Consider the following 15,423-nt stretch of genomic DNA (forward strand, 5'->3'; position numbering starts at 1 on the left):
ATTACTTCCATGGAAGACCCCGGCAGTCAGTCGATTGTGTTGCAATTTTTACTCTTGTTCTTATTAACCCTTTTAAATGCCTTTTTCTCAGCTTCTGAGATGGCCTTGGTTTCGCTCAACCGTAGCCGTGTCAAACAAAAAGCAGAAGAAGGTGAGAAAAAGTATGTCCGCCTGCTCAAGGTCTTGGAAAAGCCAGATAATTTTCTGTCAACGATTCAGGTTGGGATTACGATCATCTCCCTCTTGACAGGGGCGAGCTTGACGGATACCCTGGCTTCAAAGTTTGTTGCCTTGTTTGGTGGTAGCGAGAGTATGAGAGTGTTAGCACAAGTGGCAGCTTTGGCTCTTTTGACTTATATTTCCATCGTTTTTGGGGAACTTTACCCTAAGCGAATTGCGCTCAATTTGAAGGAAAATCTAGCCGTGATCTCGGCTCCGATTATTCTCTTTTTTGGGAAATTGGTTTCGCCCTTCGTTTGGCTCTTATCGGTTTCGACCAATTTACTGAGTCGTATCACTCCGATGAAATTGGACGATGCGGATGAAAATATGACCCGAGATGAGATTGCTTACATGCTGACCAATTCTGAGCAGACTTTGGAGGCTGAAGAAATCGAGATGCTACAGGGAATTTTCTCCCTGGATGAACTGGTGGCGCGTGAGGTCATGGTACACCGGACAGATGCTTTCATGGTTGATATTAACGATGATACTCAAGATATCATTCGAGATATTCTCAAGCAAATCTATTCTCGTGTGCCGGTTTATGATGACGATAAGGATAAGATCATCGGAATCATCCACACCAAGACCCTTTTATCGGCAGCCTATGAGCAGGGCTTTGGCCAAATTAATTTGCGCAAGCTCCTTCAAGAACCCCTCTTTGTTCCAGAGACGATCTATGTAGATGATTTGTTGCGAGAATTTCGAACCAACCAGAAGCAGATGGCTATCCTTTTAGATGAATACGGTGGCGTGGCTGGTCTGGTGACGCTAGAAGACCTTTTAGAGGAGATTGTTGGGGAAATCTACGATGAAACAGATCGCTCCGAGCAGGAAGTTCGAGAAATTGGTGAAAACACCTATATCGTTGAAGGCACGATGACCCTCAATGATTTTAACGAATATTTTGATACAGAACTGGAAAGCGAAGATGTTGACACCATTGCTGGTTTCTATCTGACAGGGATGAGTTCGATTCCAGATCAAAACAGTCGCGAGAGCATTGAGTTGGACAATCACCACAAGCACCTCATCTTGACAAATGACAAGGTGAAAGATGGTCGTGTGACCAAGCTGAGACTGGTCATCACTGATCTTGAAACGGAAGACGAAAAAGACTAGAAAAAAACTAGTCTTTTTTGCTTGAAAATGATATAATGAAAGCAAATAAAACGTTTGCAAGAGGGATGGGGTATGGAAGCAACAATCGATTACGCTCAGGTCAAAGGTTTAGTGCATTCAACAGAGAGTTTTGGCTCTGTGGACGGACCAGGAATTCGGTTTATCGTCTTTATGCAGGGCTGTAAGATGCGTTGCCAATACTGCCATAATCCTGACACCTGGGCCATGAAAAATGACAAGGCTAAGGAGCGGACAGCAGCCGATGTTCTCCAAGAAGCCTTGCGCTATCGCGGTTTTTGGGGAGCTGATGGGGGGATTACTGTTTCAGGTGGTGAGGCAACCCTGCAGATTGATTTTGTGACAGCTCTCTTTACCCTGGCTAAGGAAAAAGGGATTCACACGACCTTGGATACCTGTGCTCTGACCTTTAGCGATACACCAGAATACCTAGAAAAGTATGACCGTCTCATGGCTGTGACGGATCTTGTGCTCTTGGACATCAAAGAAATTAACCCAGCCCAGCACAAGGTGGTGACAGGCCATACCAATGAAACGATCCTTGCCTGTGCCCGTTATCTCTCAAAGATTGGAAAACCCGTCTGGATTCGCCATGTTTTGGTGCCAGGTTTGACGGATCGGGACGACGACCTCAAGGGTCTTGGAGACTTTGTCAAGGAAAATTTGACCAATGTTGAGCGCTTTGAAGTCTTGCCTTACCACACCATGGGTGAATTCAAGTGGCGAGAGCTGGGCATCAAGTACCCGCTTGAAGGGGTCAAGCCACCGACCAAGGACCGTGTCCAAAATGCCAAAACCCTCATGCAGACGGAGACCTACACCGAGTACCTGGATCGGGTCAGGGGGTAGTTAGCTTTTGAGAAGATGCTTTGGAAAAGTCAAAATCCAGATAAGTTCTCATTCATTACCAGTTTTGGTGCTGTGGCAATGTATCTGAACTCTTTAGTTTCGCGCAACCAACTGCTACCATTGCTTTAGCTTGCAGGAATATTAAACAGATTGGACGTCTTCTGTAAAGTTTGCTAACAGGATTCCTTAAAGATGAATCTGGGAAAAGAGTTATACTGAATTAAAATCAAAATTAGATGATTTAAGCTGATACCCGATTGGTGCTAAAATAAATATACACAAGTTGCTTTTTCACATGTCGCATTGAACCGAAAAGGTACCTATGATATCCAAGGTACGTAACGGGGACATATGCCCATCACTCATTCTATCTAATTTTGATTTTGAAAGAGTATTAAACCATAGTCCTAGTTTTGAAAAATATTATTCTAAAAAGACCTAGAAGAAACGTTTTTGATAATACGATTCTAGGTCTTTTGCTATAACTGGAACTTTGTCCAATCCCGTTTCTTACAACAGGAGTTTAGGATACAATGACTGCAAAGAAATTAGCGTCTTGTTGATTTAGTGTAGAACACTTTATTCTTCTGTCTAGTTTAGTGTAACCTCATAGCCCCAACCAAGATGTTATTCTTGGTAGGGCTATGAGGTTATTTGACTATGTTCAAGTAGCTAATCATCGGGTTTATGACCAGGTAGCCATTGATTGAATAGCTTTTAAAAAGCTTTCGCCATCTCATGGAGGTAGTCGGCCACTGTTGAGAGGGTTTCTTCGAGGGCGCCTTCTTCAAAAGGCGAACGCAGGTTGGCGGCTGCCACGATTTGGAGGAAGGATTTGGTTCCACCGATTTGACAGATTCGCAAGTAGTCTTGCCAAGCAGACGCATCATGATCCACTTGCGTACGTTTCCAAAATTGGAGAGCGCAGACCTGGGCCAGGGTATAGTCGATGTAGTAGAAGGGACTGGCGAAGATGTGGCCCTGACGGAACCAGAAAATCCCGCGTTCCAGAGCGACTGAGTCTGCGTAGTCCTTGCTAGGCAAGTAGCGTTTCTCCAGACGGCGCCAGGTTGCTTTACGCTCAGCAGGGGTCATAGTAGGGTTTTCATAGACCTCATGCTGGAAGTGGTCAACTAAAACGCCATAAGGGAGGAAGAAGAGTGCTCCAGCTAGGTGGCTGAATTTATACTTGGCGACATCCTCCTGGAAGAAACGCTCCATCCATGGCCAAGTGATGAATTCCATGGACATGGAGTGGATTTCACAGCTCTCATAAGTCGGCCAAATGTTTTCAGGTGTAGGGATCCAACGGGACTGGTAGACCTGGAAGGCATGGCCAGCCTCGTGAGTCAAGACATCGATATCTGCGCTGGTACCATTGAAGTTCGCAAAGATAAAGGGACTCTTATAGTCTGGGATATAGGTACAATAGCCGCCAGTATCCTTACCATCCTTAGCAAGGAGGTCTAAAAGGTCATTTTCGACCATATAATCAAAGAATTCACCTGTTTCAGGAGACAATTCGCGGTACATGGCCTGAGCCGTAGCGACCAAGTCCTCTGGACGCCCTTTTGGAGTGGCATTGCCATCTAAATATTCTAAGCTTAAGTCGTAGTGTTTGAGTTCAGGAATCTTGATACGGTCTGCTTGGTAGGCGCGCAGTTGGTTAACGACTGGAACCACATGTTTCAAAATTTCTTCTCGGTAGGTGGTCACCATATCACGGTTGTAGTCAAAGCGGTTCATCATCTTGTAACCGTAGTCAACGTAGTCCTTGAAACCAAGGGTGGTCGCAATATCATGACGCACCTTAACCAACTCGTCGTAGATGCGGTCAAATTCATCTTCGTGCTTTTCAAAAAAGCTGGTAATAGTTTCGGAAGCTTCCTGACGGGTCTTACGGTCAGTGTCTTGGGCAAATGGCCCCATCTGAGATAGGTTATAGGTCTGGCCACGGAAATCCATCTGGGCAGTAGCCATCAGGTTATTGTACTGGTCGACCAATTCATTTTCCTTTTGGAAGAGGGGAATCGCTTCCGCAGAGAAGGTTTGGAGCTGGTTTTCAGCCATCAAGAAGAAGGTTTCTGGTAAAAACTCACCCAAATCTTTCCGAAACGGACTATCTAGAGCAGCACGGTAATAATCAGTTGTCAGTTCCTTAAAGAGGGGGGCGTATTCGTTCCAAAAAGCAGTCTCATCGTTGTAGAAGGGGTCCTTCATATCAATTGAGTGACGAATGCTCCAAAGTGTTTGTTGGGTTTCAATGGTGAAGGCGATCGCAGTGATTTCCTTTACCACATCTAGAGCTCGTTCAGCTGTTTCAGCGCTTCTTAATTGTTCCGTCAGATCGGTTAATTGCTTTTTTAGGGCAGGATAGTCTGGGCGACTATACGTGTATTCTTTAAAAGTCATAAGTACTCCTTTGCAGTATTTGCTAACATTTTACCCTTTTTTGGTATAATTTGCAAATAGCGTTCATGAAAAGAGTGAGGGCTTTAGCAGTATTTACCAAGGCAATTGGCTTTCTTGGCAACCTTTAACCTATCATTTTTTGCGAACTCCTGCTATAATATTAGCCATGATGACTAACTGGAAACATGGATTTAGTTATGGTTTGCTTCTATTGATGGTAATTGGTCTGGGGTTATGTCCCGTCGAATGGCTTTTTTGCCTCTAGAAGTAGGAGATGGTTTGTGGGTGGTGGCGGTTTATCTGGGATACAGTACCTTGTGTCCTGATTGGCCGACTGGCAGGAGGTTTCTTCTGGCCCTTTTGACCAGTTTTTTGGTGGAGTTTAGCCAACTGCTCCAATGGAATTGGTTGGTCGCTATTTGGCAGACTCCCTTGGGCCACCTCTTTCTGGGACAAGGTTTTTTATGGCGAGATCTGCTAGCCTACAGCCTGGGCTTGGTTACCATCTTTGTTTGTGATGATCGAATAATTGCCCTTAAAACCAGAGAATAGTACTAGTTTTTAGAAGAATGGCACAAGATTTTTAATGGAAAGTCCTGTATCCTATAAGGGTGAGTCTTGTGTGTTAGGAGGAGAAGGAAATGGCAATAAAAGTAATCGCAAGCGATTTAGATGGGACATTGTTGGACGCGTCAGGAAATATTGATCGTGAGCGATTTGTCAAGGTGCTCGATGAACTAGACCGTCGAGGCATTCGATTTGTGGCTGCAACAGGCAATAGCATGAACCGGATTGAGATGATTTTTGATGGGTTTACGGACCGCATTTCCTATGTCGCCGAAAATGGTGCCTACGTGCTTGACCAGAATGAAGTCATTGCCCATAAAATGATTGCCCATAGTGATTCCCTGGCTTTTCTGGATTACTTTAGGGACAAGTGGGAGGACTACCGGATCACGGTTACCTACGAGGATGCCATTTACATGGTCAGCGACCAATTTGGGGTTGATGCCTTTAGCCGAATTGCTCCTGAGCAGATGGCTCTTTTTCAGTCCCGCATCCGAAAGATTGATGACTTTGCCCAGCTCCCAGAGAGCACCATTATGAAGCTTGGCATGATTTTGCCAGAGGCAGAGTGTGACGCCATCATGACAGATTTCAACCATCATTTTTCCGGCAATTTAATTGCGACCACTAGCGGATATGGAGCCGTTGACATTATGCCCAAAGGGATTCATAAGGCTTGGGGCTTGGAGCAGTTGTTGTCACGCTGGGGCGTCGCCGCCAGCGAGGTCATGGCCTTTGGGGATGGCGGAAACGACTATGAAATGTTACAATTAGCTCAATACAGTTATGCCATGGACAATGCGCCAGACTTCGTCAAGGCGGCAGCTAAGCATGTGGCACCAAACCATGACGAGCATGGTGTGCTAACGATTATTGAGCAATTCTTAAAAGGAGAGATTCACGATGACGGAGGGGAAGTTATTTAGCCAGGCTGAGGAGTTGGCCTTTCGCCAACTGACCTTAGCTGAGCAGCAGGAAGCCTTGTTAGTCAAATACCAGGAACGTAACAGAGCGGTTCAGGCAGGAGGTATTGTTCTGGCAGGGGATTCTCTCACAGAATTTTTGCCTCATGGCAAGTTGCAGACGGAGCTACCGCTCTACAATCGGGGCATTCGAGGAATCGGCATCGCTTTTTTACGAGAGCATGTAGAGACTTTGATTTTGGACTTAAAACCAAGTCATCTGGTTCTCCTGATCGGGACCAATGACCTCATGTTTGGCATGGCCCCAGAAAGCCTGGCTGAGGCAATCAGAGAGCTGATCGACAGCATTCAGGCAGAACTGCCAACCTGCGACATCTACCTCCAAAGTCTTTATCCGAGACAAGATTCTACTCAGTGGGGGCCTGACTTGAGAGACGAGATTGAGGTAGCTAATCTTTACCTTCGTAACCTGACAGGTATCACCTATATTGACATGAACAGCCAACTGGCCATGCCAGACCAAACCCTCAATCCCGACTATACTAGAGATGGTGTCCATCTCACCATGGCAGGTTATCAAGTGGTGCTGGAGACTTTTGGGGAAATATTAGGGGCTTAGGAGTGGCAGATGAAGCGAAACAAAGAAATCGTTTATCAGTATTTACAGTCTAATCAAGAGAACTTTGAAGCAGGTTTTACAACAGCTGATTTGGTTGAGCCTCTAGCTATGCAACGTACTAATTTATCTACGATACTGAATCAGCTGGTCTCAGAACACCGATTGACAAAAAAGACAGGGAGACCTGTTCTTTATTTTATCAATCACAAGGGACAAAGTGAAAAAGATAACTCATCTTTTAGGCATGTTATTGGCTCTAAAAAGGGAAGTCTGGAGAACGTTTCAAACTTAGCTAAGGCGGCAATCTTATATCCAGAGAAAAGCCTATCAACCTTGATCACTGGTGAAGAGGGGACTGGGAAAGCATTTCTTGCCAAATCAATGTTTCACTTTGCTAAAGAAAAATCTCTAATTAAGAACGAGGGACAGTTTGTCAAAATTGATTGCAAGAATTTAAGGCTACAAGGGGACTCTTTTGCCTCTATCATTCCTCAATTAAGTGATGTTGCCTCTATTTATAATGTTGACGGAGGGTTGCTTTTTCTCAAACATATTGATCACTTGGACTTAGCGGATCAATCTCAATTGTTTACTCTTCTGAGTCAGGATAATCGTGATTATTATATTGTTTGCTCTATTTCGTCAACAGTCACTGATGCCTCAAAACAGTATTTATACTCAAAGTTTCCCATAAAATTAGAACTTCCCAGTTTATCGGAACGTCCTCTAAAAGAACGATTAGACTTTATTCAATCCTTTTTCCTTGTCGAAGCTTCACGAATGAAAAGAGAAATTCACATTAATTCAGAAGTTTTAAGATGTTTACTGCTGTATCAATGTGAAGAAAATATTGATCAACTGAAGCGTGATATACAAATAGCATGTGCGAGTGCCTTTATGAGGGAAATGAATCGCACTAAACTGATTATTAGTGTTTATCTTAGTGATTTTTCAACAGATATTCGAAAAGGTTTTTTGTTTTATGCAAAATGGCGTCAAGAAATAGAGGCAATCATTCCAGATCATTATGCTTATATGTTTTCAAAAGACAATTCATTTTCGAGGAAATTAATCACTGCTAAGAATCACTCAAGTATTTATGAGGCGATTGAAAAAAGAGCTTTCCAATTGCAGAATGAGGGGCTAGATGAGCAGAGTGTCGCAACAATTATAACAGAGTCATTAGAGGAAAACTTGGCACGCTTAATCAACACGATTGAGCCAGAATCGTTTGATAAAACATCCCTTAGTAAGGTTGTACCAGAGTGGCTTATTGGAGCTGTTGAAGAATTATTGCTCCAGCTCGGGCAGGAATTCGGAACAATCTATAGTGTGAGCACGAAACATGCGCTGTGTCTACATCTAGCGGCTATATTGGAGAGAACAACTAGTCCACAGATTTCTTGTGACAAAAAGAAAACGATTAAAGAAGCATACAAAAAAGAATTTGAAGTAGTCACTGAATTTTTAGCCGAATTAGATTTATTAGGAGCCACTCACTCTATCGAAGACGAAGCTTATCTATTGACAATGATTTTAACGCACGAAGCGAAAAATGAGAAAAGAGTTTCCGTTTTGATAGCGATGCATGGTCTAGGGGTGGCCACTTCAATAGCCAAGGTTGTCAATACTTTATCAGCCGGAAATCAGGCTTATGCCTATGATTTAGCATTAGATAAAGACCTAAAAATCGCCTACGATGAGCTGAGTTTGACGATTCAACAAATCGACCAAGGTCGTGGAGTTCTTTTACTTTATGACATGGGCTCTATTAAAACGATGGCTCAAACAATCTCTAAGGAAACAGGTGTCGCTATCCGATTTATTGAAATGCCGGCAACCTTGCTGGCTCTTGAAGCAACTAGACGTGCTGATGGCCACGTTTCGTTAGATGAGATGTATCAACAGTTGAAAACCGATTTCAAAGAAAAGGATAACCATTATACAGAGACGAGTCATGTCGAGAAGGGCAAGCGTGTCATCTTAACCTTATGTATGACGGGTGAGGGGGCAGCCTTGGCTATGAAACATTACATTGAAAAAAATGCGTCTTTAGACAACACCGAAGTCATTGCTTATGCGATGAGTGATCGGCGTGAATTATTGGCAAAAGTAAAGCAAATTAAGAAGACCAATGAACTGGTATGTATCATTGGAAGTTATGATCCACAATTTATTGGAGTGCCTTTTGTTTCGATTGCTAAACTGTATAATACACCCATAGATCAGTTGGAAGTAGCTATGTACTTAGAGAATCAAATTGATACTGGAAATTCTGTCTTTGATGCCATCTATGATTATCTCAAAGAGCAACAACCAAATCTCGATATTGTGAGTCTGAAAAAGTATTTACCAAAAGCGATTCGAAAAATTAAACGATTAGATGGTCAGTTAGCCGTAGAGCAAGAGGTTGGGCTATTTGTCCACACAGCTTGTTTAATTAGCCGATTGCAGATGGATGGAGAAGTGCCAAAGAATGCCAATCGGGATAAAATTATTATGTCACATAAGCGCCTGTATTACCAATTGAAAGACATTTTTCTTCCAATTGAGGAGGAATTTATGATTGAATTCCCAGATGATGAATATGCGAATATGATCAGTATTATCAAAGAAATTTAGTGTATCAATTTTTATCAAGTGTATAACTCCAAAAGCTTTTTTTCAATCGTTTAAGATTGGAAAAAAGCTTTTTTAAATCAAAAATGTCAAGAAGTGTATAAATTGATGCGGAAGTGTATCAAAAATCAGTTGTAAGCGCTCAGAAAACGATTTGTTTATTTCTCTTTTCCATTGTATAGTAGAACCATCAAGACAAGTTACCTATAGCAAATAAAGGAGGTCATATTGAAGCGATGTCAGAAGCTATCAATACAGATGGAGTTGATCTCATCGGTTATACACCGTGGGGGTGTATCGATCTCGTTTCAGCTGGTACTGGTGAAATGCGCAAACGTTACGGTATGATCTACGTTGATCGGGACGATTCTGGAGAAGGAAGTTTAAAGAGAAGCAAGAAAGACAGTTTCTACTGGTACCAAAAAGTTATCCAAACCAATGGAACAGATTTATCATAAACCATAACCATAAAAATTTCGGAGGAAACAAACATGTCATTTATGGATAAACTTCAAGCTGGGCTTGATAAGATGATGGGCCCCTTGGCTCAAAAACTGAGTGATAGTAAAATCATCACCGCTCTTACAGCTGGCATGATGAGTACTATGCCAATTACGCTGGGTGTGGCAGGTTTTGCTATCCTTGCCAACCTGCCACTTCCATTCTGGCAAAACTTTTTAGCCAGTTCTGGTATGGGAGCGCATATGCTAGATATTGTTGCAGCGACGACAAGTATGTTGGCTATTTATATCGCTCCTGTTGTTGCCTATCACTATGCTAAAAATCAAGGCGAAAATGGGCTCACTGCAGCTTTATTAGCACTGGCGGCCTTTGTTGTCCTGATGCCACAAACTATTCAAGCTGGGGACACACCAATAGCAGCCCTCTTGTCTAGTAATCTCGGGTCAAATGGTATTTTTGTGTCCATGATTGTATCTGTCTTAATGGGGATGTCATATTCTTGGTTAATGAAGAAAAACATTAAACTGAAATTGCCTAATTCAGTTCCACCAAATGTGTCCCAATCGTTAAGCCCAACCTTTGTCGCTATGATTCTCTTCTTTGGTGTTTTCGTAGTCCGTTATCTGGCAGGTTTGACTCCGTATGGAGATGTCTTTAATTTGATTAATACCCTAGTGGCGCAACCAGTGATGCTATTTGGCTCATCCCCTTGGGCTTTGATTTTATTCTTAACCTTTGTTAACATTTGCTGGTTCTTTGGGATTCACCCAGCTTCCCTACTCAGTGTTTATATGCCAGTCCTAATGGCTGCTGGTACAGCTAATACAGAAGCATTCTTAGCAGGTACACCATCTTCAGAATTGCCTTTCTTAGCCTTTGGCCTAATGTACGGCTTTTGTTATATTGGTGGTACAGGAAATACCCTATCTCTTGCTCTTCTTATGTTTACGGCTAAATCAGAACGTTATAAGGCTGTGCGGAAGGTAGCGGTGATTCCAAATATCTTTAACATCAACGAACCCATGATTTTCGGTATGCCAATTATGCTCAATCCGATCTACTTTATTCCAATGATTTTAACTGGTCTTGCAGGTGGTGCGTTCGGGATGTTTGCGGTCAATGTGCTAGGTGTTGGTAGTTCCTTTAACCCGACGATTTCGTTACCGTGGGTAATGCCTCCCTTTATCGGACCGTTTATTACTGGTGGGATTAAATTAGGATTAGCGATTATTGCTACTTTAGCGATCCAATGTGTGGTATGGTATCCATTCTTTGTCATGGGAGACCGTAAAGCGCTCGAAGAAGAAAAAGCTATCGCAACTACAATTTAAAAAGAAAACGAGGTAACATAAAATGAGAAACATTTTATTGGTTTGTAATGCAGGCATGTCTACTAGTTTGTTGATGAACAAGATGAGAGAGTATGCGGCATCGATTGGTTATGAGATTGAAGTGAATGCGCATCCCGTAGCTGAGGCTGGTGATAAGGGCGTAGATGCAGACGTGATTCTCTTAGGTCCACAAGTCCGCTTTAAATTGCAATCTGTTAAAGACTTGTTCCCGCAAAAACCTGTTGAAACCATTGATATGATGGCCTATGGTACCATGGATGGTGCCAAGGTAGTCAATCATGTGAAACAATTGTTAGGTGATTGAAGGAGAGTGTGAATATGGAAGGCATTGAATTAGTAGCGTTTCAGATTATTGCATCTGTTGGGAGCGCTCGTTCGTCTTATATAGAAGCGATCCAGGCTGCTAAGCAAGGCCAGATTGATCGTGCAAAAGAACTGATAGCAGATGGTGAGAAACAGTTTATCCAAGGGCATCATGCGCATGCAAGCTTGATTCAAAAAGAAGCATCAAATGAATCTGTGACCTTGAACTTGATTCTGATGCATGCAGAAGACCAATTGATGAGCGCTGAAGGTTTTAAAACGATTGCCGAAGAATTTATTGATGTTTACGAGCGATTTGAAAAGCTGGAACAAAAAGTTCTTTAATTAAAAAAATTAGTCACTCTAGTTATCGAGGGGATTGGTAGTGTGATTTGTCTTTGAAGCTCCAAAGCTAATCTAACGGATAAAGTGAACGTTGTTGGTTGTATGTCGCATCTTAGACAATTGCTTCCCTGACTCTTTGATCTGTGGGGTGTGATTCAATATGTTGTAAAGGATGGCTATGAGGGTATTCAGAAAACATCAATCAAAAGATGGCGTCAATCACATTAGAGATTCTGTTTTCGGATGATCAAGTTCGGATTAAAGAATGATAAAACTCTCCTAGAATAATATCAGTTTTTCAAAGAATAAGACAGGAAAGAAAACATAGGGCTTGTTAAACTATTAGTGTTACTATATTTTAAGCGAGGTAAGTCAAATGACAAAACAATTTCCAGAAGGTTTCCTTTGGGGTGGTGCGACCGCTGCTAACCAATTTGAAGGTGGCTTTGGCCAAGGTGGCCGTGGTTTTGCGACTTCTGATACAGCTCGAGCTGTGTCTCCAGAGGAGCGTAAGACCATGGGTGGTGAATTTACCACTCCGATGAACCTTGAAAAATTGAAATTCGCGATGGAGGACACAGAAGGTCTTTATCCAAAACGTTGGGGCTCTGATTTTTACAACCGTTACAAGGAAGATATCGCCCTTTATGCAGAGATGGGCTTTAAAACCTTCCGTTTATCCATTGCTTGGCCACGCATTTTTCCAAAAGGTGATGAGTTGGAACCAAATGAAGAGGGATTGGCCTTTTATGATAAGGTGTTTGATGAGTTGAACAAATACGGGATTGAGCCTCTCGTGACCCTTTCTCACTATGAGTTCCCTGTTCACTTGGTGACTGAGTACGGTGGTTGGAAAAATCGTAAAGTCATTGATTTCTTTGTTCGTTATGCCAAAACGGTCTTTAACCGCTATAAGGGCAAAGTCAAATACTGGTTGACTTTTAATGAGATTAATATTCTTGGGATGACAGGTTACTTGTCTGGTGGTTTGCTCTTTGAGGATGGGAAACTCCATTTGGATGAGATGTATCAAGCAGTTCACCATCAATTCATCGCGTCAGCTTTGGCAACCAAGGCAGCCCATGAAATTGACCCAGAAAACAAGGTTGGCATGATGTTGGCGCGTATGGAAGCTTACGCAGCGACTTGTCACCCAGATGATGTGCTCAATGCCCTCCAAAAAGATCAGTCCAATCTCTTTTATTCGGATGTTCAAGTACGTGGCAAGTACCCTCGTTACATGAAACGCTTCTTTAAGGAAAATAATATCGAGCTTGTCTTTGAACCAGGTGATGAAGCGATTTTGGCTCAGTATCCGGTTGACTTCATGAGTTTTTCTTATTACATGACCTCTGTGACCCGCCATCCTAATAACCAAACGGATGAGCAAAAGACAGCTGGTAACTTGATTCTAGGCGAAGCGAATCCTTATCTGGAAGCGTCTGACTGGGGCTGGCAGATTGATCCTGTTGGATTGCGAATCACCCTCAATAAGCTCTACGAACGCTATCAAGTTCCACTCTTCATTGTGGAAAATGGTCTTGGAGCGCTTGATACAGTAGAGGCAGATGGTTCTATCCACGATAGTTATCGGATTGACTACCTCGAAAAACATGTCAAGCAGATGTATGAAGCCATTGAAGATGGCGTCGAACTTATGGGTTACACCTGGTGGGGCTGCACGGACCTGGTGTCTGCATCGACCTCTGAAATGTCTAAGCGCTATGGCTTTGTCTATGTGGATGCGGACGATCAAGGAAATGGGACCTTTGACCGTTCACGCAAGGATTCCTTCTTCTATTACAAGGACCTGATCGCCAGCAATGCTGCTAATATTCTAAACGATTAATCAAGATAGAGGTTGGGAATAGTCCTGACCTCTCTTGAGCATGGCGTCAAAAACTGTGAAAGTTAGAAAAGAGATATCTTTTAAACTGGTTAAGGCTTGAGCTCCGAAAAGACTCTACTCCTAAGGATGGTTCTTTTCAGCCCCTTTAGCCAAATGGGAAGCAGAATCCCCCAAAAAATTGGAGCGTCTGATTGGCAGTGCTTGGCCTTAATGGCTCAGATTGGAATAGCTGTTTATAGCTGTTTTGGCCTTGACAGCTACAAGGGAGATTCTTTTGAAACGGGCTTGGTCCCGCCAAGGGCGGATCAAATAAGGAAAGACTCTCCCCGATATTATAGATAAATCAATGGGTTGTGGTCCGACAGCCACAAGTCAGACAAAAGGAGCTAACATGACACGAAAACTTTATATGATGCGTCACGGAGAAACCTTATTTAATACCCAGAAACGGGTTCAGGGGTGGTCAGATTCGCCCTTGACTGAGCTTGGCATAGCTCAGGCAGAAGCGGCTGGTCGCTATTTTAGGGAGCGAGGGATTGTGTTTGAAGCCGTCTACTCCTCAACTCAGGAGCGGGCAGTGGACACTGCTAAGCTGGTCGCTCAGACCGACCAAGTCTGTCAACTCAAGGGAATCAAGGAAATGAACTTTGGGAGCTTTGAAGCACAGCCAGAGCATCTCCTTCCTAAATCTCACCCTGGTGCCAAGTCTTTTGAAGATTTATTAGTCCCCTATGGGGGCGAGGACCTCCGAGAGGTTGGTAAACGTGTCAAGGCCAGTATGGATGATGTCTTGGCAAATACTTCTGCTCAGACCATCCTCATGGTCAGCCACGGTGCAGCCATGTGGGGCCTGGTCCAGTATGCCATCGAAGAAGCTTTTCCAATGGGGATTTACTTTAGTAACTGCAGTATCTGTGAATTTGCCCTTGAGGGGGCGAGATTAGTCCTCAAGGCAGTCATCAATCCGCTGACTGGGGATGTTGTCACGATTTAAAAAGGAGTTTGATTGATATGGTAAAAACAAAATTGTATCTCATGCGTCATGGTCAGACCCGTTTTAATGCGCAGAGCCGCATCCAAGGGGCATCTGATTCGCCCTTGACAGCCTTAGGAATTGAGCAGGCTCAGGCGGCACGAGCCTATTTTGAGGCTAAAGGGATTTCTTTTGACCGCGTTTACTGCTCAACCCAGGAGCGGGCCTGCGATACTGCTGAGCTGGCTAGTGGTCGGATGGATTATATCCGGCTCAAGGGACTCAAGGAGATTGACTTTGGCGCCTTTGAGGGCCAGCAGGAATTCCTCAACCCTCCTTTGGATCCCAAAGTTGGCTATGGCGATTACTTTGTGACCTATGGGGGCGAGGCGTCGTCAGCGGTTCAAAAGCGGATGAAGGAGACGGTGACGGCCATTCTTGAAGAAAACCTTGGCCAGACCCTGCTTGCCGTCAGCCACGGTGGTGCTATTGCCCTCTTTTATCGGGGAGTCTTAGAAAACTTTCCTCAGGTGCGTATGCGCAACTGCAATATTTTAGAATTCACCTATGAGGATGGTGCCTATGACCTCCTATCAATCTATGATCCAGTTAATGATCTCCTGCTCTATGATCAGCAAGGAGGCGTACACCCTGAGGCAGGCTTGCGCGTTTAATCGGACAGATGCAGGATAAACAAGCAATCATAGAATAGTATCAATTTTTCAAAGAAAAAGATGAGAAAAGGCTTGCAAAACAAGGTAAAATAGAAGCAATAGTAACAAAAGTGA

13 protein-coding genes and 1 pseudogene are annotated in these 15,423 nt (G+C 43.4%); 13 read left to right on the forward strand and 1 reads right to left on the reverse strand.

Going from position 1 to position 15,423, the window contains the following annotated elements; genetic code table 11:
• Window positions 1-9: 9 nt before the first annotated feature.
• Together ABID29_RS05230 and pflA are read left to right on the forward strand one after the other, a co-directional pair.
• Complete coding sequence (locus ABID29_RS05230) at window positions 10-1,344, forward strand: hemolysin family protein (protein WP_354364903.1); 1,335 nt, start codon at window positions 10-12, stop codon at window positions 1,342-1,344.
• Window positions 1,345-1,416: 72 nt separating this feature from the next.
• Window positions 1,417-2,211: a pyruvate formate-lyase-activating protein gene (pflA, locus tag ABID29_RS05235; protein WP_168548563.1), complete on the forward strand. Its 795-nt coding sequence runs from the start codon at window positions 1,417-1,419 to the stop codon at window positions 2,209-2,211.
• 717 nt (window positions 2,212-2,928) lie between these two features.
• Here pflA and ABID29_RS05240 read toward each other — a convergent pair.
• Window positions 2,929-4,623 carry a M3 family oligoendopeptidase gene (locus ABID29_RS05240; RefSeq protein WP_354364904.1) on the reverse strand — a complete coding sequence of 565 codons (1,695 nt, stop codon included), beginning with the start codon at window positions 4,621-4,623 and terminating at the stop codon, window positions 2,929-2,931.
• 234 nt (window positions 4,624-4,857) lie between these two features.
• On the opposite strand from ABID29_RS05240, the gene ABID29_RS05245 reads away from it, so the two are divergent.
• From ABID29_RS05245 to ABID29_RS05295, 11 genes and pseudogenes are all read left to right on the forward strand, one after another.
• Window positions 4,858-5,175 carry a ribosomal maturation YjgA family protein gene (locus ABID29_RS05245; protein ID WP_354364905.1) on the forward strand — a complete coding sequence of 106 codons (318 nt, stop codon included), beginning with the start codon at window positions 4,858-4,860 and terminating at the stop codon, window positions 5,173-5,175.
• Between the two features lie 89 nt (window positions 5,176-5,264).
• Window positions 5,265-6,116: a Cof-type HAD-IIB family hydrolase gene (locus tag ABID29_RS05250; RefSeq protein ID WP_354364906.1), complete on the forward strand. Its 852-nt coding sequence runs from the start codon at window positions 5,265-5,267 to the stop codon at window positions 6,114-6,116.
• Complete coding sequence (locus ABID29_RS05255) at window positions 6,094-6,732, forward strand: GDSL-type esterase/lipase family protein (RefSeq protein WP_354364907.1); 639 nt, start codon at window positions 6,094-6,096, stop codon at window positions 6,730-6,732. The genes ABID29_RS05250 and ABID29_RS05255 overlap by 23 nt, the downstream gene beginning before the upstream one ends.
• Window positions 6,733-6,741: 9 nt before the next feature.
• The gene (locus tag ABID29_RS05260) at window positions 6,742-9,354 is read left to right on the forward strand and encodes a PRD domain-containing protein (protein WP_354364909.1); all 2,613 of its coding nucleotides are present in this window, start codon (window positions 6,742-6,744) and stop codon (window positions 9,352-9,354) included.
• 203 nt (window positions 9,355-9,557) lie between these two features.
• Window positions 9,558-9,809, forward strand: a pseudogene (locus tag ABID29_RS05265) (family 1 glycosylhydrolase); the annotation flags it as partial.
• A gap of 33 nt (window positions 9,810-9,842) precedes the next feature.
• Entirely contained in the window at window positions 9,843-11,144 is a 1,302-nt protein-coding gene (locus ABID29_RS05270) for a PTS sugar transporter subunit IIC (protein ID WP_354364910.1), read from the forward strand.
• Window positions 11,145-11,166: 22 nt separating this feature from the next.
• Window positions 11,167-11,469: a PTS sugar transporter subunit IIB gene (locus tag ABID29_RS05275; RefSeq protein ID WP_354364911.1), complete on the forward strand. Its 303-nt coding sequence runs from the start codon at window positions 11,167-11,169 to the stop codon at window positions 11,467-11,469.
• 14 nt (window positions 11,470-11,483) lie between these two features.
• A complete protein-coding gene (locus ABID29_RS05280; protein ID WP_168548555.1) occupies window positions 11,484-11,813 on the forward strand; it encodes a PTS lactose/cellobiose transporter subunit IIA in 330 nt (109 codons plus the stop codon).
• 376 nt (window positions 11,814-12,189) lie between these two features.
• On the forward strand, window positions 12,190-13,662 hold the full coding sequence (locus ABID29_RS05285; RefSeq protein ID WP_354364913.1) for a 6-phospho-beta-glucosidase: 1,473 nt from the start codon (window positions 12,190-12,192) through the stop codon (window positions 13,660-13,662).
• 391 nt (window positions 13,663-14,053) lie between these two features.
• On the forward strand, window positions 14,054-14,656 hold the full coding sequence (locus tag ABID29_RS05290; protein WP_354364914.1) for a histidine phosphatase family protein: 603 nt from the start codon (window positions 14,054-14,056) through the stop codon (window positions 14,654-14,656).
• Between the two features lie 17 nt (window positions 14,657-14,673).
• A complete protein-coding gene (locus tag ABID29_RS05295; RefSeq protein WP_354364916.1) occupies window positions 14,674-15,309 on the forward strand; it encodes a histidine phosphatase family protein in 636 nt (211 codons plus the stop codon).
• The last annotated feature ends 114 nt before the right edge of the window (window positions 15,310-15,423 follow it).

This window comes from Streptococcus rupicaprae (genome assembly GCF_040545225.1).
GTDB classification, from domain to species: Bacteria; Bacillota; Bacilli; order Lactobacillales; family Streptococcaceae; genus Streptococcus; species Streptococcus rupicaprae.